A 21,349-nucleotide genomic window follows, 5' to 3' on the forward strand; every position below is an offset into this window, starting at 1 on the left:
TCCGTTGAAACAGGTTGTACAGAACTACAAGAGCGGCGAGCTGGCGGTGCTCGACGTGCCGGTGCCGGGGTGCAAGCCGGGCGGTGTGCTGGTGCGCAGCGCCTTCTCGCTGATCTCCACCGGCACCGAGATGATGAAGGTGTCCGAGGCCGGCATGTCGATGCTGGGCAAGGCCCGCTCCCGGCCCGACCAGGTGGCCAAGGTCATGCAGAGCGTGGCCACCAACGGCGTGCCCGCCACGTACCGCAAGGTGATGGGCAAGCTGGACTCCTACACGCCGCTGGGCTACTCGCTGTGCGGGGTGGTCGAGCAGGTCGGCGCCGGCATCGACGACGTGAAGGTCGGCGACCTCGTGGCCTGCGCGGGCAACGAGCACGCGCTGCACGCCGAGCTGAACTGGGTCCCCAAGAACCTCTACTCCCCCGTCCCCGACGGCCTCGCGCCGCGGCACGCGGCCTTCGGCACCGTGGGGTCGATCGCGCTGCAGGGCGTCCGCCAGGGAGAGTCGCAGCTCGGCGAGGTGGCGCTGGTCATCGGTCTCGGGCTGATCGGGCAGCTGGTGGTGCAGCTCCTCGCCGCCTCGGGGGTCCGCGTCGTCGGCGCCGACCCCGACCCGGCGCGCTGCGAACTCGCCGAGCGCCTGGGCGCCGCGGCCTGCGGCGATCCGGCGTCCGCGGCCGTGGAGACCGCCGTCGCCGAACTCACCGGGGGCCACGGCGTGGACCAGGTGTACCTGGCCGCCGGCGGCGGCAGCAACCAGCCCGTCGAGCTGGCCGCCAAGCTCTGCCGGGACCGCGGCCGGGTCGTCGACATCGGCAAGTGCCGCCTGGACCTGCCGTGGAACGCGTACTACGAGAAGGAACTCGACGTCCGGTTCTCGCGGTCGTACGGACCCGGGCGCTACGACCCGTCGTACGAGCTGGAGGGGCGCGACTACCCGATCGGCTACGTGCGCTGGACCGAGCGCCGCAACCTGGCGTGCTTCCTCGACCTCCTCGCCCGCGGCAGCGTCGACGTGGAACCCCTGGTCTCCCACATCGCCGACTTCGACGACGCCGTCGAGACGTACCGACGCCTGAAGGACGGTGACCTGAAGGCCGTGGCCGTGCTGTTCCGGTACCCCGAACACACGGCGGAAGCGGTGGAACCGGCGGCTCCGGCGGTGGCCGTGCCCGCCGTGACCGTGCAGCACAGTCCGGCGCGGCTCGCCAAGTCGCCGGTGCGGCTCGCGTTCGTCGGCGCGGGCAACTACGCGACGTCGATGCTGCTGCCGCACCTGGCGCAGCGCGAGGGCGTGGAGCTGTCGACGGTCGTCACGACGACGGCGCTGTCCGCGGCCAACGCGCAGCGGAAGTTCGGTTTCGCGGAGGCGACCACCGACCTCGACGCCGTGCTCGGCGACAAGTCCGTCGACGCGGTGTTCGTGGTCACCCGGCACAGCTCGCACGCCGAACTGACCCGGAAGGCACTCCTCGCCGGCAAGACCGTGTTCGTGGAGAAGCCCCTCGCCCTCACCGAGGACGAGCTGGCCGGCGTGCTCGCGGCGGTGGAGGAGTCCGGCAACGACCGGCTCCAGGTGGGCTTCAACCGCCGGTTCGCGCCGCTGCTGCAGGAGGCCAGGCAGCGGTTCGGCGCCCGGAGCGGTCCGGCGAACCTGCGCTACCTGGTCAACGCGGGACGCCTCGACCACGGCAGCTGGTATCTCCAACAGGGCTCCGAGGGCTCGCGTTTCGTGGGCGAGGGCGGGCACTTCATCGACACGGCGAGCTGGCTGCTCGACGCCGACCCGGTGTCCGTGTACGCGACCGCTCCGTCGGGCAACGAGGACCTGCAGATCGTGCTGCGCTACCCGGACGGGTCCACCGCCACCATCAGCTACGTCACCTCCGGCCCGTCGGCGTTCCCGAAGGAGACGCTGGACCTGATCGCGGACGGCCGCGCGCTGCGGCTCGACGACTTCGTGCGTGCCTCGGTGTACGGCCAGAAGCGGTGGGTCAGTTCGCGGCTGCCCAAGGCCCGGGACAAGGGTCAGAACGCCGAGTTGGCCGCGTTCGTCAAGGCTGTGCGGACCGGCGGGCCGATGCCGGTGCCGCTGGAGTCGCTGGTCGCCACCACGGCGGCCACCCTCGCGGTGCAGACCGGTCTGGCGAGCGGTGCCCCGGTGACGCTGGCGAGGGCGCGATGACCATGAGCGCGGGCTGGTACCTGCGGCGGCTGTCCCGGATGGGACCGCAGGAGGTCGCGGGCCGGGTGGGCGACGCGGTGCGCCGGCGTCGGTGGCAGTCGGCGCCGCCCGAGTGCCCGAGCGTGACGGGCGCCCGGTTCACCGCGGTCCTGCCGGCCGGGACGATCGCCGCCCTGCCTCCCGACGCCGCGAAACGCCTCGTCGCCGAGGCGGACCGGCTCATGGACGGGCACGCCGAGTACTTCGGCGTGGTCCGCGACGACCTGACCGACCCGGACTGGTGGTACGACCCGAAGACCGGGCGCCGGGCTCCCTCGGGCTACGCCTTCGACGTGCCGTACCGGAGCGAGGACGCGGTCGGGGACATCAAGCAGATCTGGGAGCCGTCCCGGCACCAGTACCTGACCCAGCTCGCCGCCGCCTACGCGGTCACCGGGGACGAGCGGTACGCGGAGCGTGTGGCCGCGCACCTGCGGTCGTGGTGGGCGGCCAACCCGCCGCTGCGCGGCGTCCACTGGATCAGCGGCATCGAGCTGGGCATCCGGCTGCTGTCCTGGGTGTGGATCCGCCGGCTGCTGGACGGCTGGTCAGGCGCGGCCGGGCTGTTCGAGGACAACCCGGTGGCGGTGAAGCAGATCTGGCACCACCAGCGCTGGCTGGCCGCCTTCCCCAGCCGGGGATCGTCGGCGAACAACCACGTCATCGCCGAAGCCGCCGGTCAGTTCGCCGCGGCCTGCGCGTTCGACTGGTTCCCCTCGTCGGAACGCTGGCGGGCCGACGCGCTGCGGTCGCTGGATCGCCACCTGCGCGGCAACACCTACCTTTCCGGCCTCAACCGTGAGCTGGCCACCGAGTACCACGGGCTCGTCCTCGAACTCGGCCTGGCCGCCGTGGCCGAGGCCGATGCCGCCGGCGTACCGGTGCCCGCGTCGGTCCGCCTGGTGCTGCTGCGGATGACGGACGCGCTCGCGGCCATCGTGGACAACCGGCTCCGGCCGCCGCGTCAGGGGGACGCGGACGACGGGTACGGCCTGGTCGTCGACGGCGCGGGCACCGACCGCTGGGGCTCGCTGCTGGCCACCGGGGACGCCGTGTTCGGCCGACTCGACTGGTGGCCGGCGGTCACCGGCACCGACGTGCGCACCCCGCTGCTGGCCGCGCTCATCGAACGCACCGAACCGTCCGTGCGCCGCCCGGCGGACCGGCCTGCGCACTTCGCCGACGCGGGCATGACCATCCTGCGCGGGCCGGAGGAGATCTGGTGCCGCTGCGACGGTGGTCCGCACGGCTTCCTGTCCATCGCCGCGCACGCCCACGCGGACGCGCTGTCCGTGGAGGTCCGGCACGACGGGGTCGACGTGCTCGCCGACCCGGGGACGTACTGCTACCACGGGCAGCCCGAGTGGCGGCAGTACTTCCGGTCCACCCTCGGCCACAACACCCTGGAGCTGGACGGCGGTGACCAGTCCGTCTCCGGCGGCCCGTTCCTGTGGACCCGGCATGCCGACAGTCGTGTCCTGACCGTGGACACCTCCGGCGAGGACATGACCCGCTGGTGTGCCGAGCACGACGGCTACGAGGGTTCCGTGCACCGCCGCCGGGTGGAGCTGACGGCCGCGCGCCGGGAGCTACGGGTGATCGACGAGGTGCGCGGCCCGCGCCGGGCCGTACGCCTGGCCTTCCACCTCGGCCCGGCGATCACCGCGGACCTGGTGGGGAAACGTGCACAGCTCACCTGGACCAGGGACGGCGAAGACCGTGCCGCGGTGCTCGACCTGCCCGGGCAGCTGTCCTGGCAGGCGCATCGCGGCGAGACGGATCCTGTGCTGGGCTGGTACTCCGCCGGATTCGGGCGCAGGGAACCCGCCACCACACTGGTCGGTTCCGGCTTCACCGACGGCGCGGAGGGCTTCACCACCGTGCTCGGGTTCCGCGGCTAGGGGGGCGCGTGGGGATCAAGACGCGGCCCTGGGCGCCGGCGGTGGCACCGCTGGTGCTGGTCCTGCTGGTGGCGACGGGCTGTGACAGTACTCCGCACGCCGCGCGTGCCAAGCCGACCGCCGTGCCCACCACGTCCGGGGCGCGGTCCACCTCCCTGGCCCGGGTGTGTGCCAGTCCCGCGGCCGGGCCGGCCAAGGCGCCTGCGGGCGCGGTGACGGTCGACCCCGGGGTGGTCGGCGACCTGGCGGCGAAGACCAAGAGCAGTCCCCCGCACACCACGTTCTGGCTCCGACCGGGCAAGCACAGGCTCGACCCGGACCGCTACGCCCAGGTCATCCCCAAGGAGGGCGACAGCTACCTCGGCGCCCCGGGTGCGGTGCTCGACGGCCGGAAGAAGAACCAGTACGCGTTCGCCGGTACCGCCCGCGACGTGACCATCCGCTACCTGACCGTGCAGGGATTCGACGCCCCGCAGAACGAGGGCGTGGTCAACCACGACTCGGCCGACGGCTGGGTGATCGAGCACACGACGATCCAGAACAACTCCGGGGCCGGGCTGATGGCCGGTGCCCGCCAGCAGGTTCGCGCCAACTGCCTGCGCGACAACGGCCAGTACGGCATGAACGCGTACAAGGCCGGCGGCCGTATCACGGACCTGGTGGTCGAGGGCAACGAGATCGTGGGTAACAACACCGGCGACTGGGAACGGCGGCAGCCGGGCTGCGGCTGCACCGGCGGCATGAAGTTCTGGGCCGTCAACGGCGCCGACGTACGCGGCAACTGGGTGCACGGCAACCGCGGAACGGGATTGTGGGCGGACACCGACAACAACGACTTCCTCATCGAGAACAACGTGATCGAGGCCAACGACGGTGCCGCGCTGATCTACGAAATCAGCTACAACGCGGTCATCCGGAACAACACGATCCGGCGGAACAACTGGATCGAGGGCCGTGAGGCGGCCGACCGCGGCGACAACTTCCCGTTCGCCACCATCTACCTGTCGGAGTCCGGCGGCGAACCACGGATCAAGGCCCGCACCAGCGAGATCGAGATCTACCGGAACGTGCTGGAGAACAACTGGTCCGGGATCACCCTGTGGGAGAACGCCGACCGGTTCTGCAACAGCCCCGCCAACACCTCGTCCGGCGACTGCACGTTGCTGGTGAAGGACACCAAGCGCTGCGTGCAGCCGGCGATCGCCAAGGCCCCGCTCTACTCGGACTGCCGGTGGAAGACCCAGCGGGTGGACATCCACGACAACCGCTTCGTGCTGGACAAGTCCGTCATCAAGTGCACGGAGAGGTGCGACCGCATGGCGGTGCTGTCCAACTACGGCACCTATCCCGACTGGTCGCCGTACAAGGGCGAGCGGGTGGCCGAGGCGATCACCACCAAGCAGCACAACCGCTGGCACGCCAACGTCTACGTCGGCCCGTGGAAGTTCGTCGCCTACGACCCGAGCCGAGTGCTCGACCTCGGGCAGTGGCAGGGCACGCCCTACCGGCAGGACGCGGGCAGCACCTTCAGCGGGGGGAACGGTGGCTGAGATGGGCGCGGACCGCACACCGAAGATCGTCGGGACCGTCTGGGGGCTGCTGGTCCTCAACACGCTCGGCTCCGCCGGCGCGAAGACCATCGTCCCGCTGCCCCGCTCCCTCATCCAGATGGTCACCATGGGCGCGCTGGTCGCCGCGTTCACGCTGGCGCTCATCGTCAATCTCCGGCTGCGCATCCGGCCCAGTGCGTACGTGTTCCTGCTCACCCTCCTCCTGGCGACGAGCGTGATCTCCAGCGCGCACCTGGAGTCCGGGTTCGGCGCGCTGTTCCGGTGCTTCCGGCTGGCTCTCTTCGTCGGCACGCTGTGGCTGCTCACCCGCTGGTGGGACGGCGGCATGACGTTCGTCCGGCACCACATCCGGATGTACTTCGCGGTGCTCGGGTCGGTGGCCGCCGGCCTGGTCGTCTCGCCCGGAGCGGCCCTGCCCGACCTCTACGGCGGGCGGCTGGTCGGCGCGCTGTGGCCGCTCACCCCGCCGCAGATCGGCCAGTACGCCGCGGTGATCAGCGGGCTCACCGTGCTGCTCCTCATGGCCGGCAGGACCGACAGGACCAGCGCGGCGGTGGTCATCGTGCCGTCACTCGTCCTGCTCGGGCTGACCCACACCCGGACGGCCACGCTCGGTCTGCTGGTCGGGCTGGCGTTGGCGATCGGCTCGCTCCTGCTCACCAGCAGCGCGGCCCGCCGCTTCTTCACCTGGGCGGTGCTGTCCGCCACGGTGGCCGCGGTGGGGTTCGCCTCCGTGCTCCAGGCGTGGTTCCTGCGCGGACAGAGCAAGGAGAACTTCTCCAGCCTCACCGGTCGGGCCAAGGTCTGGGACGCCCTGCTGGCGGCGCCCCGGACGACCGGCGAGCAGTTGTTCGGCGTGGGCCTGGGAGACAAGTCGTTCGGCGGACTGCCGATCGACGACAGCTGGCTGGCCGTCTACAACGAGCAGGGCCTGATCGGCGTGTCCCTCGTCGCGGCGTTCCTCATCGTGCTGGGCGGCGTCGCGTTGCTGCGGCCCCCGTCGCTGCAGAGGGCCTGCGCGATCTTTCTGATCAGCTACTGCGCGCTCGCGTCGTACACCGAGGCCGGTCTGGGCGACGCCTCGCCCTATCTGCTGCATCTGGCCGTGGCCGCCTCACTGCTCGCGGAACCTGCCGCGGCCACCGACCTCTCGACGCCCGAAGTCCCTCGCCGACGCATCCCGCTACGGACCCGCAGATCGGAGGTGACCTGAGCATGCACATCCTCGTGGTGCACAACCGCTACGCCTCGGCACAGCCGAGCGGGGAGAACAAGGTCGTCGACCAGGAGGTGGCGCTGCTGCGCGAAGCCGGCCACCGGGTCGAGGTGTTCGAGCGGCGCAGCGACGACATCGCCGCCCGGTCCCTCCTCGGCAAGGTCGCAGTGCCGCTCCTTGTGCCGTGGAACCCGGCGGTCCGCACGGAGCTCGCCGCCCGGCTGCGCAGCGAGCGGCCGGACGTGGTGCACGTCCACAACGTCTTCCCGCTCCTGTCGCCGGCGGTCCTCGCCGCCTGTGCCGACGCCGGCGTGCCCGCCGTCGCCACCCTGCACAACTACACCCAGGTCTGCCCGCCCGGCACGCTGCAGCGGGACGGCCGGCCGTGCACCGAGTGCGTCGGGTCGGCGGTGCCGCTGCCCGCCGTCCGGCACGGCTGCTACCGGAACTCCCGCCTTGCGACGGTGCCGCTCGCGGTCAGCCTGTCGGTCAACCGGCGGCGGTGGTGGTCCGGCGTGGAGCGGTTCTTCTGCATCTCCGCGGCGCAGCGCGATGTCCTGGTGCGGGCCGGAATGCCGGCCGAGCGGCTGGCGGTGAAGCACAACTTCGTGCCCGACCCGGAAGCCCGCCGAGTGGACGCCGGCGAGCATCTGCTCTATCTCGGCCGACTCGCGGAGGCCAAGGGCGTGCGGCTGCTCATGGCCGCGTGGGACGAGATCGCGGCGAGCGGCGGGGTGGGCGTGCCGCTCGTGATCGCCGGCACGGGCCCGCTGGAGCCGGATGTGACCGCCTGGGCGGCGGGCCGCGACGACGTGCGCTACGTCGGCCTGTTGGACCCGGCGGAGTGCCAGAAGGCCATCGCGCGATCGGTCGCCGTGGTGGCTCCCTCGACGTGGCTGGAGGCGTTCGGCCTGGTGGTCGTGGAGGCGATGGCGGCGGGGGTCCCGGTCATCGCCGCCGGTCACGGCGCCTTCGTCGAACTCGTCGAGGACGGGGTCACCGGACTGCTGCACCGGCCGGGCGAGTCCGTCTCGCTCGCGTCCTGCATACGCCGGATCGCGGCCGAACCGGACCGTAACCGGGAGATGGGCCAGGCGGCCCGTATCCGTTACGAACAGGGTTTCAGCCCGGCGGTGGGGCTCGACCGCCTGGTTGACGAGTACCGCACCGCGATCGCGGGTCGGTCAGCACTGGCTCGCGGAGGGGACACCCGCGCGAGCAGGGGGGATGGGGACAGCAGATGACACGATGCCGACTCTGCGGCTCGGAAGCGATGGCGAGCGTCGTCGATCTCGGGGCGACGCCACCATGTGAGAGCTTTCTCGCCGCGGACCGACTGGACCAGCCGGAGCCCGCGTACCCGCTGCACCTGCGGGTCTGCACCAACTGCTGGCTGGCGCAGATCCCGCCACTGATCACGCCGGAGGAGACGTTCAGCGAGTACGCGTACTTCTCCTCCTACTCGACCTCCTGGGTGGAACACGCGCGCACGTTCGTCGCCGACGCCGTACAGCGGGTGGGTCTCGGCCCCGACGCCTTCGTGGTGGAGGTCGCGAGCAACGACGGGTACCTGCTGAGGCACGTGGTGGACCGGGGGATCCGCTGCCTCGGCATCGAGCCGTCGGTCAACGTCGGTGCCACGGCGCGGGAGGCGGGTGTGCCCACGCTCACGGAGTTCCTGAGCCCGGAGACCGGCTCGGCCGTCCGTGCAGAGCACGGCCCTGCGGACCTGGTCGTGGCCAACAACGTGTACGCGCACATCCCCGACGTGGTCGGGTTCACGCAGGGGCTGCGCGCCCTGGTCGCCGACGACGGCTGGGTCTCCATCGAGGTGCAGCACCTGCTGACCCTGATCGAGGAGAACCAGTACGACACGATCTACCACGAGCACTTCCAGTACTACACGGTCGCGTCCGCGATCCGGGCGCTGGCGAGCGGCGGACTCACGCTCGTGGACGTCGAGTTGCTGCCCACACACGGCGGCTCCATCCGGCTGTGGTCCCGGCCGGCCGAGGTGGCCGGCCAGCCGAGCGGGAGGGTGGCCGACGTGCTGGCCCGGGAGAAGGCCGCCGGGCTGCAGGAGCTGTCCGGGTACACCGAGTTCTCCGCCCGGGTGGCCAAGGTGCGCCGGGACCTCCTCAAGTTCCTCATCGAGGCGGCCGAGCGCGGCGAGACGGTCGTCGGCTACGGCGCCCCGGGCAAGGGCAACACCTTGCTCAACCACTGCGGCATCCGGCCCGACCTGCTCCCGTACACGGTCGATCGCAACCCCTACAAGCACGGCAGGTTCACCCCGGGCACCCGCATCCCGATCCTGCCGCCCGAGCAGATAGCCACCGACAGACCGCACTACGTCCTCGTCCTCCCGTGGAACCTGCGGGCCGAGCTGGTCGAGCAGCTGTCCTTCGTGCACGACTGGGGCGGCCGGCTGGTCTTTCCCATCCCGGAACTGAGCATCGTCGAGGTCGCGTCTCGAGAGGTCACAGCATGAAGGTCGTTCTGTTCTGCGGCGGTTACGGGATGCGGATGCGCAACGGCGCCGCCGACGACGTGCCCAAGCCGATGGCGATGGTCGGCCCGAGGCCGCTGATCTGGCACGTCATGCGCTACTACGCGCACTTCGGGCACACCGAGTTCATCCTGTGCCTTGGATACGGCGCCCACCACATCAAGGACTTCTTCCTCAACTACGAGGAGACGACGTCCAACGACTTCGTGCTGCGAGGCGGGCGGACCGAGCTGCTGTCCACCGACATCTCGGACTGGACGATCACGTTCGCGCAGACCGGCATCGAGTCACCGATCGGGGAGCGGCTGCGCCGGGTCCGGCACCACCTGGACGGCGACGAGATGTTCCTCGCCAACTACGCCGACGTGCTCACCGACGCCCCGCTGCCGGAGATGATCGAGAAGTTCGCGCAGCGCGACGCCGGTGCGTCGATGATGGTGGTGCCCCCGCAGTCGTCGTTCCACTGCGTGGAGTTGGGCGAGGACGGCCTGGTGGGCGGCATCACCGCGGTGAGCGAACTGCCGCTGTGGGAGAACGGCGGCTACTTCGTGCTCCGCCAGGAGGTCTTCGACCACATCCCGGAGAACGGGGACCTGGTCGCCGACGGATGCGCCCAACTGGCCAAGCGCGGCCGGCTGGTGGCGCACCAGCACCGCGGCTTCTGGAAGCCGACCGACACCGTCAAGGAGCGGGCCGCGCTCGACGCCGCCTACGCCCGGGGCGACCGCCCGTGGGCCGTGTGGGAACGCGACGGCGCGGGAGCGGGCGCCGGGGTGACCGCGTGATCCGGCTCGGCGCCGGGCGCCTGGAGCGGATCGTCGCGGTGGGCGCGCACTGCGACGACATCGCCATCGGCGCCGGCGGCACGCTGCTGACGCTGTGCCTCGCGCGGCCGGGCATCCGTGTCGACGCGCTCGTGCTCTCCGGCGGCGGCAGCGAGCGGGAGCAGGAGGAGCAGGCCGCGCTCGCCGCGTTCTGCCCGGGCGCCGACCTGCGGCTGACCGTGCACAAGCTGCCGGACGGCCGGCTGCCCGCGCACTGGGAGGAGGCCAAGGCCGCGGTCGAGGAACTGCGCGAACAGACGGAGCCGGATCTCGTGCTGGCCCCGCGCACCGATGACGCGCACCAGGACCACCGCGGCCTGGCCAAGCTGATACCCACCGCCTTCCGCGACCACCTCGTGCTCGGCTACGAGATCGTCAAGTGGGACGGCGATCTCGGCCGCCCGGCGGCGTACCAGCCACTCTCCCCGGAGATCACCGAACAGAAGGTGCGGCTGCTGCAGGAGCACTACCCCTCGCAGCGGCACCGGCCCTGGTACGACCGGGAGGCCTTCCTCGGCCTTGCGCGGATCCGCGGCATCGAATGCCACGAGCGCTACGCCGAGGCGTTCGCCGCCACCAAACTCACGCTCAACCTGGGGGGTTGAACCATGCGCGTACTACTGACCGGACACCAGGGCTACCTGGGCACCGTGATGGCACCGGTCCTTGCGGCCGCCGGGCACGAGGTCGTCGGCCTCGACTCCGGCCTGTTCGCCGACTGCGTCCTTGGCCCGACACCTGCGGACCCGCCGGGGCATCGGGTGGACCTGCGCGATGTCACGGCCGAACACGTGGCCGGGGTGGACGCCGTGATCCACCTGGCCGCCCTGTCCAACGACCCGCTGGGATCGCTGGCGCCGGAGCTCACCTACGACATCAACCACCACGCGTCCGTACGGCTGGCCCGGCTGGCCCGCGACGCCGGAGTGCGGCGCTTCCTGTACGCGTCGACCTGCTCGGTCTACGGCGCCGCCGGCGGCGACGACCTGGTGGGCGAGGACGCCCCGCTGCGCCCGGTGACGCCGTACGCGGAGTCCAAGGTGCGGGTGGAGGACGACCTGCACGCGCTGGCCGACGGCGACTTCACCCCGGTGTTCATGCGCAACGCCACCGCCTTCGGCTACTCGCCCCGGCTGCGCGCCGACATCGTGCTGAACAACCTGGTGGGCCACGCGCTCCTGTCCGGCGAGGTCCTTGTTCTCTCCGACGGCACCCCCTGGCGCCCGCTGGTGCACGCCGCCGACATCGCGCGAGCCTTCACGGCCGCGCTGACAGCGCCGCGCGAAGCGGTGCACGACCGGGCGTTCAACATCGGCAGCGAGACCAACAACGTCACGGTCGCCGAGATCGCCGGGCAGGTCGCCGAGGCGGTGTCCGGCGCGAAGGTGGTGATCACCGGGGAGACCGGTGCCGATCCGCGGTCGTACCGGGTGGACTTCTCCCGGTTCCGCGCGGCGATCCCCGGCTTCGACTGCGAGTGGTCCGTGAAGCGGGGCGCGCTCGAACTCGCCGACGCCTACCGCGAACACGGACTGACCCGGGAGGACTTCGAGCGACGCTTCACCCGCCTCGCCGTGCTGCGCGCGGCGTCCGACGCCGGCACCGTCGACGACACCCTGCGGTGGCGCCGATGACCACGGCCGGCGAACAGCCGGTGGCGGCTGCCGGCGACCAGATGTACGCACTGGTGGAGCGGCTGTACCCGCTGTGCCGGAGCATCACCGGCGACGGTGTGCGCGCCACCCTCGACATCGTCGGCGAGTACATCCCGCTCCAGGTGCACGAGGTGCCGACCGGGACCCAGGTACTCGACTGGACGGTGCCGCAGGAGTGGAACATCCGGGACGCGTACATCGCCGACCCCGCCGGCAACCGGGTCGTCGACTTCGCCGCGTCCAGCCTGCACGTGCTCGGCTACAGCGTGCCGGTGTCGCGGACCATGCCGCTGTCCGAGCTGCGCCCGCACCTGCACACCCTGCCGGACCACCCGTCCTGGGTGCCGTACCGCACCAGCTACTACAAGCCGGAATGGGGGTTCTGCCTGGCCCAGGAGACCCTGGACGCGATGCCGGACGGCGAGTACGAGGTGCGCATCGACTCCACGCTCGCCGACGGCCACCTCACCTACGCCGAGCACGTGGTCCCCGGGCAGGTCGCCGACGAGGTGATCGTCTCCTGCCACGTCTGCCACCCGTCGCTGGCCAACGACAACATGGCCGGCGTCGCGGTGGCGACGTTCCTGGCCCGGGAGCTGGCGGCGGAAAGGCCGTACTACACGTACCGGTTCATCTTCGCCCCCGGCACCATCGGGGCGATCACCTGGCTGGCCCGCAACGCGGAACGGGTGAATGGCGTATCCCCTGCTCTGGGGGCCCCTCCCGGCCGAAGGCTGGGGGAGGAGCCGAGAGCTGGGGGAAGGGTCAAGCACGGCGTCGTGCTGGCCTGCGCCGGGGACCCGGGCCAGTTGACGTACAAGCAGAGCAGGCGCGGCGACGCGGAGATCGACCGGGTGATGCGGCACGTGCTGACCGCCTCCGAACGGCCGCACCGCGTCACCGAGTTCACCCCGTACGGCTACGACGAGCGGCAGTTCTGCTCGCCCGGGTTCGATCTCGGGGTGGGCTCGCTCACCCGGACCCCGTACGCGGGCTATCCCGAGTACCACACCTCGGCGGACAACCTGGACTTCGTCTCGCCTGAGGCCATGGCGGACACCCTGGCCGTCTGCCGCGAGGCGTTCGCCGTCCTCGACCGCAACCGGCGGTACCTCAACCTCAGCCCCTACGGCGAACCGCAGCTGGGCCGGCGCGGGTTGTACGACGCGCTCGGCGGCCGCAGCGACACCAAGCAGGCCCAGATGGCCATGCTCTGGGTGCTCAACCTGTCCGACGGCGAGCACAGTCTGCTGGACGTCGCCGAGCGGTCCGGGCTGCCGTTCGACACCGTCGCCGGCGCGGCCGACGCCCTGCACGGCGCCGGGCTGATCAAGGCGTGACGCCGATGACCGTCGAGGGGGAGAAGACGACCAGACCGGCCGGGTCCGCCAAGCGGGCCCTGGTCGGCCGACTGTCGTGGGGGCTGGCCGACCAGGCGGCCTCCAGCATGTCCAACTTCGCGGTGGGCATCTACGTGGCCCGCTCGCTGGGGGTGACCGCCTTCGGCGTGTTCAGCCTGGCCTGGGTGACCTACGGCGTGGTGCTCAACGTCTCCCGCGGTCTGTCCACCGACCCGCTCGTGGTCCGCTTCAGCGGTGTGCCGGACGCGTCCTGGCGCGGGGCGGTGGCCCGGTCGACGGGTACCGCACTCGGCGTCGGCAGCGCCATAGGTGCGGTGTGTCTGGTGGTCGGGCTCGGTCTCGGCGGCCGGTTGGGGCCCGCGTTCGCCTGCCTCGGCGTCATGATGCCGGGCCTGCTGCTGCAGGACGCCTGGCGGTTCGGGTTCTTCGCCGCCGGCAACGGGCGCAAGGCGTTCGTCAACGACGTCGTGTGGGGCATCGCGCTCGTCCCTGCCATGGTCGTCGCGGCCCATGTGGGCAGCGTGGCCGCTTTCGTGCTCGCCTGGGGCGCGTCCGCCGCCGTGGCCGCCGCGTACGGCTGCCTCCAGTCCGGCATCCGGCCCCGGATGGCCGAGGCACGTGGGTGGCTTCGCGAACAGCGCGATCTCGGCTACCGGTACCTGGTCGAGAACGTCAGCCTCAGCGGTGCGAGCCAGCTGCGGGCGTACGGGCTGGGCGCGATCGTCGGGGTCGGCGCGGTGGGTGCGGTGCGGGGCGCCGAACTCCTGATGGGCCCCTTCCTCGCCGTACTGATGGGCCTGTCGCTGGTCACCGTCCCGGAGGCGGCACGCGTGCTGCGGCAGGCCCCGCACCGCCTCGGCCCGTTCTGCCTCCGGCTGGGCGGCGGGCAGGCTGTCGCCGCGCTCCTGTGGGGCGGGGCCCTGCTGCTGGTGCCGGACCGGCTCGGCGAGCTCGTGCTCGGCGACGTCTGGCACTCCGCCTCGCAGCTCATCGTGGCGATCACCTTCAGTGTCGCGGGCGCGGGCCTCGGCACCGGCGCGGCGGCCGGGCTGCGCGCGCTCGGCGCGGCCCGGCGCAGCCTGCGCTGCCAGCTGTTCGCCTCCGCCTGTTACGTCGGCGGCGGGCTCGGCGGAGCGGCGCTCGCCGGCACGGTCGGCTCGGCCTGGGGCGTCGCCGCCGCGACCGTCAGCGGCTCGGCCGTGTGGTGGCTGCAGCTGCGGTCCGCCCTGCGCGAACGCCACCACGACTCCGTTCCCGAAGTGAGGACCTCATGACCGACCGACCCAGGCTGAGCATCGGCCTGCCCGTCTACAACGGCGAGGAGTACCTGGCCGAGTCGCTCGACGCCCTGCTCGGCCAGACCTACGAGGACTTCGAGCTGGTCGTCTCCGACAACGCCTCGACCGACGGGACCGAGGACATCTGCCGCAAGTACGCCGCGCAGGACTCCCGCATCCGGTACCTCCGGCTGCCCCGGAACGTCGGCGCCACACCGAACCACAACTACGTGTTCACCCAGTGCCGCGGCGAACTGTTCAAGTGGGCCTCGCACGACGACCTGTACGCTCGGGACCTGCTGCGGCGCTGCGTCGAGGCGCTGGACGAGCGGCCGGACGTGATCCTCGCTCACGCCGACCAGGCGGTCATCGACGGCGACGGCCAGGTGAAGGTCCCGTACGAGTACACGCTCGCCACCGACTCACCGCACGCCCCGGAGCGCTTCCGCAGCATGCTGTTCGAGCCCGGCGGTGACGACTTCTACGGGGTGATCCGGGCCGACGCACTGCGCCGGGTGAAGCCGATGGACAGCTACCACCACGCGGACCGCACGTTCGTCGCCGAGATCGCCCTGCAGGGGCGCTTCCACCAGGTGCCGGAACTGCTGTACTTCCGCCGCGACCACCCCACTCGCGCGGAGCGGGCGAACCCGAGCAAGCGCGCCCGGTGCGTCAACCTGGACCCGCGCCGGGCGGGCCTGCTGCACCCGACGCCCCGGCTGCTCGCCGAGTACGTCTGGGGATTCGCCTCGGCGATCCGGCGTGCCCCGTTGTCCGCGGCCGACCGGCGCGCGTGCTACCGCCACCTGGCCGCGTGGATGACCAGCCGGGTCCGGCCGGGCGCCGGTGAGCGGGTCGAGGACCGCGCCCCGGTCGACCCGGCCAAGCTCACCGTCTCCGTCGACGCCCTCGTCGCCGGCCGTGAAGGGCGGCGGGCATGAAGACCGCGACACGTGTGGGGGTGTTCGGCCTGCTCGGATCCGGCAACCTCGGCAACGACGGGTCGCTGGAGGCCGTGCTCGGGTACCTGCGCGCCGAGCACCCGGAGGCGGTCGTGGACGCGCTGTGCGGCGGACCCGAGGCCGTGACGACCCGGTTCGGGATCCCCGCCACGCGCCTGCACTGGAACCGCGCGGAGTACCGGACCGCGTCACGTGCGGGCGCGATCGCGGCGAAGGGTCTGGGCAAACTCGTCGACGTCTTCCGCACCGCCGCCTGGGTGCGCCGGCACGACGTGGTGATCGTGCCGGGCATGGGCGTCCTGGAGGCCACGCTGCCGCTGCGGCCGTGGGGCTTCCCGTACTCGCTGTTCCTGCTCTGCGCGAGCGGCCGACTGCTCGGCACCCGGGTCGCGCTGGTCGGCGTCGGCGCCGCCGAGATCGGCAACCGGCCCACCCGGGCCCTGGTGCGCTGGTCGGCGCGGCTGGCCGCGTACCGGTCGTACCGCGACGCCCAGTCCCGTGACGCGATGCGGGCGATGGGCGTGGACACCGCGCGCGACGAGGTCTACCCGGACCTCGCGTTCTCCCTGCCGACGCCGGAGCCGAGCGCGCCCTCGGGCTCGCCGGGCCCGGTCTGCGTCGGCGTCATGGACTTCCACGGCGGCAACGACGACCGTGCCCGGGCCGAGGAGATCCACCGGCGCTACCTCGACGGGACGATCCGGTTCGTCCGCGCGCTGGTCGAGGAGGGCAGGCCGGTCCGGCTGCTCACCGGCGACCAGTGCGATGCCGCGGTGGTCGACGCGATCCTCGACGCGGTGGACTCGCCGCTGGTCACCGCCGCCGAGCCGGCCTCCCTGGCCGACCTGATGAAGGAGATGACGGTTGCCGACACCGTGGTGGCGGTCCGGTACCACAACCTGATCTGCGCGCTGAAGACCGGCACGCCGGTGCTCGCACTCAGCTATGCGGCGAAGAGCGACGCGCTCATGGACCGGATGGGCCTTGGCGCGTACTGCCACCCGGCGCGCGAGGTCGACGCCGACCGGCTGCTCGAGCAGTTCCGGGCGCTGGAGAAGCGATCGGCCGAGCTGCGGCGGACGCTCGCCGAGCGGAACCTGGCCGCCGCCCGGCAACTCCAGGACCAGTTCACCGCGTTGACCGCCGCCCTGTTTCCGGCGCCCGGCCACGCTCACCCCCACACCCTGCGGAAGGCTTCATGAAAGCGACCGAAGTGCCGGAGATCGCCGGCGCGTACCTGTTCGAGCCGACCCCGTACGCCGACGAGCGCGGCTTCTTCTGCCGCACCTTCGACGCCGACGTGGTCCGCTCGGTGGGCCTCGACCCGCACGCCTTCGTCCAGGACAGCGTCTCCCGCTCGGTCCGGGGCGTGCTGCGCGGCCTGCACCTGCGCTCCGGCGCCGGCGAGGCCAAGCTGGTGCGGTGCTCGTACGGGAAGATCTTCGACGTCGTCGTGGACCTGCGCCCGGAGTCGGCGACGTACCTGGGCCGGGCCTTCTTCGAGCTGTCCGGCGAGACGCAGACGACCGTGTACATCCCGGCGGGGTGCGCGCACGGCTTCCAGGCGCTGACCGAAACCGCCGACACCTCGTACCGTATCGACCGCCCGCACGATCCGGCCGAGGACGTGACGATCGCCTTCGACGACCCGGAGCTCGCCATCCCCTGGCCACTGCCGGTCACATCGATGTCCCAGCGGGACCGGGAGGCGCCGAGCCTCGCCGAGGTCCTGAAGCACAAGGAAGGGTGAAGTCGGCTTGGACACCGAACAGTTCCGACTGCCCCGGTCGCGGGCGGCGAACGAGCGGCTGCACGCCCTCATCCCCGGAGGCGCGCACACCTACGCCAAAGGCGACGACCAGTACCCCGAGAACCTGGCCCCGGTCATCAGCCACGGACACGGTGCCCACGTGTGGGACATCGACGGCAACCGCTACGTCGAGTACGGCTCCGGCCTGCGGTCGGTCAGCCTCGGCCACGCCCACCCGCGCGTGCTCGAGGCGGTACGGAGGGAACTCGACCGCGGCAGCAACTTCGTCCGGCCGTCCATCGTGGAGGTGGAGGCCGCGGAACGCTTCCTGGCCACGGTGCCGACCGCGGAGATGGTGAAGTTCGCGAAGAACGGCTCCGATGCCACCACCGCCGCGGTGCGTCTCGCCCGCGCCGTCACCGGGCGTCCGCGGGTGGCCATCTGCGCCGACCATCCGTTCTTCTCCGTCGACGACTGGTTCATCGGCACCACGCCGATGTCCGCCGGCATTCCGGCGGCGACCACCGAACTGACCGTGGCGTTCCCGTACGGGGACCTTGCCGCCACGGAGGAGTTGCTCACCCGGTACGAGGGCGAGGTCGCCTGCCTGATCCTCGAACCCGCCTCCCACTCCGAGCCTTCCCCAAGCTCTCAACTTCGCTCGAGCAGGGGAGACCCCACTCCCGGATACCTCGCCGGCCTGCGCGAGCTGGCCGACCGGCACGGCTGCGTGCTGATCTTCGACGAGATGATCACCGGCTTCCGCTGGTCCGAGGCGGGCGCTCAGGGTCTGTACGGCGTCGTCCCCGACCTCTCCACGTTCGGCAAGGCGCTCGGCAACGGGTTCGCCGTCTCCGCGCTGGCCGGGCGCCGCGATCTGATGGAGCGGGGCGGGCTGCGTCACTCCGGCGACCGGGTGTTCCTGCTGTCCACCACGCACGGTGCGGAAACGCACTCCCTGGCAGCCGCGATGGCGGTGCAGGCCACCTACGTCGAGGAGGGCATCACGGCGCGGCTGCACGCCCTGGGCGAGCGGTTGGCCGCCGGTGTCCGCGACGCCGCGGCCGGCATGGGCGTCGGCGAGCACATCGTCGTCCGGGGCCGGGCCAGCAACCTGGTCTTCGCCACCCTCGACGAGAACCGGCAGCCGTCGCAGCAGTACCGCACCCTGTTCCTGCGCCGGCTCCTCGCGGGCGGGGTGCTGGCCCCGTCGTTCGTGGTGAGCAGCGCGCTCAGCGAGGCCGACATCGATCACACCGTCGACGTGGTGGCCCAGGCATGTGCGGTGTACCGGAAGGCACTGGACGCCGGTGACCCCACCCCCTGGCTGGCCGGGCGACCGGTGAAGCCGGTGTTCCGCCGCCTGGCGTGACGTCAGCGACGCTCCAGCCGACCGGCGTCGGCCGTGCGAACGGCCCGCCGGTCGGCCGCACGGTCGACCAGCCATGCGGTCGCCGGTACCACCGCCAGTGCGGTGCACCAGCCGCCGAGGACGTCGGTCGGATAGTGCGCGCCCAGCGCGACCTGCGCCCACCCCATCGCGGCGCCGGCGACCAGCGCCGCAGCGAGCACGAGTGACATGCCGGCCGCCTTGCCGAGGCCGAGCCGGCCGGTCGTGGGCAGCGCCGCCGTGAGCGCGAGCGCGGTGAAGAAGGCGGTGTGCCCGCTCGGGTAGGACAGATTGTCGGCGCCGTGGATGGTCCGTCCCACCACGTGCTTGAGCAGTGTCGCCGTCCCCACGCTCATGCCGACGCCGACAACGGCGAGCACCGCGGCACGAGGACGCCGAAGCAGCAGGCACCCCGCCACAGCGGCCACGATCACCATCGCCGATCCGGCAGGCTCCCCCAAGAAGTCCAGGGTCAGAGCGACATACCGCCACGGGGGCCGCACACTGTCCGCGGTCGGCCGGACGATCCACCGGTCCACCCTGCCGGGCTCGCTGTGGCCGGCGTACAGGACGCCGAGCACGCAGACCACCAGCGCGGCGAGGACCGCGATCGGCCCGAGCCACGTGCGCAGCGACCGGGGCAGCACCGCCGGCGCCGACCGGCCGGTCACACGCCCACCGCGTCCGGTCGACCTGCGGCGGTTTGCTCCGGGCCCTCTTGAAGACCGCCCGGCCCGCTTTCGGTGACCTTCCTCGCACCGAGGGCCAACCGGCCGCCCACCTGGTGGCCCGCGCCGCGTCCCCCTCCGTGGCGGCGGTCGAGCCGAACACCCCGCTCATGACCGAGACGGGGGAAACCCCGCACACCGTCGCAGACCATCCGGCAGATGCGATACACCTCCCCCTTCGATCGGCGCCGTTGACGCCATGTCACCCGCCGCTGCCGCGATGCCGCGCCCGGAATCAGTCGCTGCCTGCCACCCTGCCCAACACTGCGGTCACGGCAAACCGCCGTCGGACGGTCCGCGTGTCAACACTCTGGCACAGCGTCCGCCGTCCTGGCTTCGAGACGCCTCAACGCGGGGCTGCAGACGCCACCGGCCCGCCGGACCATCCGCTCCCCCACACGTCGGCGCACTGCAAGGCCCTGCGGGCCCGTCCCCGACTCCAGCTCCGGGTGGAGTTGCCGAGGGCCGTCCACAGCTGCACCTTCGAGCCGTTGGCCTCCGCGGCGTCCCGGTCGTTCAGGGCGAGGTCGGGGACGTTCCCGTGAGGTTCGCGTCCTGCAGATCGTCATCCGGCCTTGGCCGCGCGGCCGGCCGCGTCAGGTGCCGAGTGCGGCGCGGAGGGTGCCGGCCATCAGATCGATGGCCTGCTTCCCGGCCGCCACCGGGCCGGTGTGGGTGAAGTAGTGGTCGACGCCCTCGAAGACACGGTGGGTGACCGGTACGCCGGCGGCCTCCAGGGCCTTGGCGTAGGCGTCGCCCTCGTCGCCGCAGGCGGTCGTTCTCCGCGGTGATGACCAGATGATCTGGAGCCGAGGGGCGAAGGTGCCGCGATCCCGGGCCGTACGGCAGACCGCGACGGTCAGGGTGGCCCCGGCGCTGTGTCCGCCCACGGCGAGTCGCGAGCCGTCCCAGTGGTGGGCGGGGCCGTTCGCAGCGACCCATGCGGTGACGTCGTACGCCTGGGTGACGGGTACGGGGAACTGCCGCTGCGGGGCGACGGGCTCGCCCCTCGTCGCGCAACGGGCAGGCAGTCCGCCGCAGCCCGCCGCATGCGGATGGCACGCGGGAGCTGCGGCGGCCTGCCTGTCGCGTCCGGGCCGTGCGGAGCCCCAAGTCCCGAACCGCAGACGCCCGGTCCGGGCCGTGGCGGACGAGCCGGTCAGCAGCCGCCGCAGTTGTAGTAGAGGACGTCCCAGTGGCTGCCCTCGTCGGTGTAGACGTTCCCGGAACCGGACGTCCACATCGGGTAACCGTCGCCGCGCAGGCCGGAGTAGCTGAAGTAGGTCTTGATGTAGTTGCCGATGCAGGTGTACTTGCTGTAGTCGAGCTTGTAGCCGTTCCAGTGCGAGTACGTGCCGCTGGCGTGGCCGGTCTCGGTGCCGCCGGTGATGTTGAGCGCGCAGCCGCTGGCCTTCTTCAGGGTGACGGCGCCCTGAGCGGTGGCGAGGTTGAGCTGCTCGAACGACGTGCAGGTGGAGTTGTTGCGGTTCGTGCAGTTGCCGGAGGAGGACCAGGTGATACCGGCGCTGCGGAACATGCTCTCCGCCTGGGCCTGGGTCAGCTTGGTGACGGCGTACGCGTTGTCCGACGAGGCCAGGCCCACTCCGGGCGCGAAGAGCACCGTGAGGACGAGGGCCAGGATGCCGGCCACGACCCGGGCGCGCGGTCGCGGCCGAAGGCGGAACTGGGCGGCGGGACTGCTCATTCGGATTCCTCCTGCTGATGCCGACGAGGGTGTGCAGGTGGCGCAGAAGGGAGTGTGGCGGAGGCTACACGCGTCCACCAGTAGGCGTACGTGTACGCGTCAACAGGTGGGAGGTGTCCGGGGCCCCGGACCGCTGTCGCCGCCTCCCGTCGGGCGCGGTCCGTCATGGGCAGGACCGGGGTCCCCACGCCGGCCGAGGGATCAGGGCCGGTGCCGACGGCCCGGCCACGAGCCGCTTGGGAAGAGCCGAGCGGCCCGGTCTGCACGGACGGTCGA

General features: G+C 71.9%; 18 protein-coding genes. 15 read left to right on the plus strand and 3 right to left on the minus strand.

Features of this window, described 5'->3' with window-relative positions:
- Positions 1-4 precede the first annotated feature (4 nt).
- Genes SY2F82_RS18635 through SY2F82_RS18705 form a run of 15 tightly spaced genes read left to right on the plus strand, consistent with a single transcriptional unit; the run spans position 5 to position 18,622 of the window.
- Complete coding sequence (locus SY2F82_RS18635; RefSeq protein WP_200420230.1) at positions 5-2,185, plus strand: bi-domain-containing oxidoreductase; 2,181 nt, start codon at positions 5-7, stop codon at positions 2,183-2,185.
- The gene (locus SY2F82_RS18640; protein ID WP_200420231.1) at positions 2,182-4,125 is read left to right on the plus strand and encodes an alginate lyase family protein; all 1,944 of its coding nucleotides are present in this window, start codon (positions 2,182-2,184) and stop codon (positions 4,123-4,125) included. The genes SY2F82_RS18635 and SY2F82_RS18640 overlap by 4 nt, the downstream gene beginning before the upstream one ends.
- 8 nt (positions 4,126-4,133) lie before the next feature.
- On the plus strand, positions 4,134-5,675 hold the full coding sequence (locus SY2F82_RS18645) for a right-handed parallel beta-helix repeat-containing protein (protein ID WP_200420232.1): 1,542 nt from the start codon (positions 4,134-4,136) through the stop codon (positions 5,673-5,675).
- 1 nt (position 5,676) lies between these two features.
- Positions 5,677-6,909, plus strand: a complete 1,233-nt coding sequence (locus SY2F82_RS18650; RefSeq protein ID WP_200420233.1) for an O-antigen ligase domain-containing protein — start codon at positions 5,677-5,679, stop codon at positions 6,907-6,909.
- A 2-nt stretch (positions 6,910-6,911) separates the two neighbouring features.
- Positions 6,912-8,156, plus strand: coding sequence for a glycosyltransferase (locus SY2F82_RS18655; protein WP_200420234.1), 1,245 nt, complete (start codon positions 6,912-6,914; stop codon positions 8,154-8,156).
- Entirely contained in the window at positions 8,153-9,403 is a 1,251-nt protein-coding gene (locus SY2F82_RS18660; RefSeq protein WP_200420235.1) for a class I SAM-dependent methyltransferase, read from the plus strand. The genes SY2F82_RS18655 and SY2F82_RS18660 overlap by 4 nt, the downstream gene beginning before the upstream one ends.
- The gene (locus SY2F82_RS18665; protein ID WP_200420236.1) at positions 9,400-10,206 is read left to right on the plus strand and encodes a glucose-1-phosphate cytidylyltransferase; all 807 of its coding nucleotides are present in this window, start codon (positions 9,400-9,402) and stop codon (positions 10,204-10,206) included. Before SY2F82_RS18660 ends, SY2F82_RS18665 begins: the two co-directional genes overlap by 4 nt.
- Positions 10,203-10,850 carry a PIG-L deacetylase family protein gene (locus SY2F82_RS18670; protein ID WP_200420237.1) on the plus strand — a complete coding sequence of 216 codons (648 nt, stop codon included), beginning with the start codon at positions 10,203-10,205 and terminating at the stop codon, positions 10,848-10,850. Before SY2F82_RS18665 ends, SY2F82_RS18670 begins: the two co-directional genes overlap by 4 nt.
- 3 nt (positions 10,851-10,853) lie before the next feature.
- Positions 10,854-11,879 (plus strand): NAD(P)-dependent oxidoreductase, encoded by a 1,026-nt coding sequence (locus tag SY2F82_RS18675; RefSeq protein ID WP_200420238.1) that lies wholly within the window; start codon positions 10,854-10,856, stop codon positions 11,877-11,879.
- Positions 11,876-13,240, plus strand: coding sequence for a DUF4910 domain-containing protein (locus SY2F82_RS18680; RefSeq protein ID WP_200420239.1), 1,365 nt, complete (start codon positions 11,876-11,878; stop codon positions 13,238-13,240). The genes SY2F82_RS18675 and SY2F82_RS18680 overlap by 4 nt, the downstream gene beginning before the upstream one ends.
- 5 nt (positions 13,241-13,245) lie before the next feature.
- A complete protein-coding gene (locus SY2F82_RS18685) occupies positions 13,246-14,535 on the plus strand; it encodes a hypothetical protein (RefSeq protein WP_200420240.1) in 1,290 nt (429 codons plus the stop codon).
- The gene (locus tag SY2F82_RS18690; protein ID WP_200420241.1) at positions 14,532-15,479 is read left to right on the plus strand and encodes a glycosyltransferase family 2 protein; all 948 of its coding nucleotides are present in this window, start codon (positions 14,532-14,534) and stop codon (positions 15,477-15,479) included. Before SY2F82_RS18685 ends, SY2F82_RS18690 begins: the two co-directional genes overlap by 4 nt.
- Positions 15,476-16,702 carry a polysaccharide pyruvyl transferase family protein gene (locus SY2F82_RS18695; protein WP_200420242.1) on the plus strand — a complete coding sequence of 409 codons (1,227 nt, stop codon included), beginning with the start codon at positions 15,476-15,478 and terminating at the stop codon, positions 16,700-16,702. The genes SY2F82_RS18690 and SY2F82_RS18695 overlap by 4 nt, the downstream gene beginning before the upstream one ends.
- Positions 16,699-17,250, plus strand: a complete 552-nt coding sequence (locus SY2F82_RS18700; protein WP_200420243.1) for a dTDP-4-dehydrorhamnose 3,5-epimerase family protein — start codon at positions 16,699-16,701, stop codon at positions 17,248-17,250. The genes SY2F82_RS18695 and SY2F82_RS18700 overlap by 4 nt, the downstream gene beginning before the upstream one ends.
- A 7-nt stretch (positions 17,251-17,257) precedes the next feature.
- Complete coding sequence (locus SY2F82_RS18705) at positions 17,258-18,622, plus strand: glutamate-1-semialdehyde 2,1-aminomutase (protein ID WP_200420244.1); 1,365 nt, start codon at positions 17,258-17,260, stop codon at positions 18,620-18,622.
- A gap of 2 nt (positions 18,623-18,624) precedes the next feature.
- On the opposite strand, the gene SY2F82_RS18710 is transcribed toward SY2F82_RS18705, so the two are convergent.
- The 3 genes from SY2F82_RS18710 to SY2F82_RS18720 form a co-directional block, all read right to left on the minus strand.
- Positions 18,625-19,311, minus strand: a complete 687-nt coding sequence (locus tag SY2F82_RS18710) for a phosphatase PAP2 family protein (RefSeq protein WP_200420245.1) — start codon at positions 19,309-19,311, stop codon at positions 18,625-18,627.
- Positions 19,312-19,964: 653 nt separating this feature from the next.
- On the minus strand, positions 19,965-20,609 hold the full coding sequence (locus SY2F82_RS39925; protein ID WP_374707179.1) for an alpha/beta hydrolase: 645 nt from the start codon (positions 20,607-20,609) through the stop codon (positions 19,965-19,967).
- Positions 20,528-21,073, minus strand: coding sequence for a hypothetical protein (locus SY2F82_RS18720; protein WP_236041610.1), 546 nt, complete (start codon positions 21,071-21,073; stop codon positions 20,528-20,530). Before SY2F82_RS18720 ends, SY2F82_RS39925 begins: the two co-directional genes overlap by 82 nt.
- Positions 21,074-21,349 lie beyond the last annotated feature (276 nt).

This window comes from Streptomyces sp. Y2F8-2 (assembly GCF_014905555.1).
Classification (GTDB): domain Bacteria; phylum Actinomycetota; class Actinomycetes; order Streptomycetales; family Streptomycetaceae; genus Streptomyces; species Streptomyces cynarae.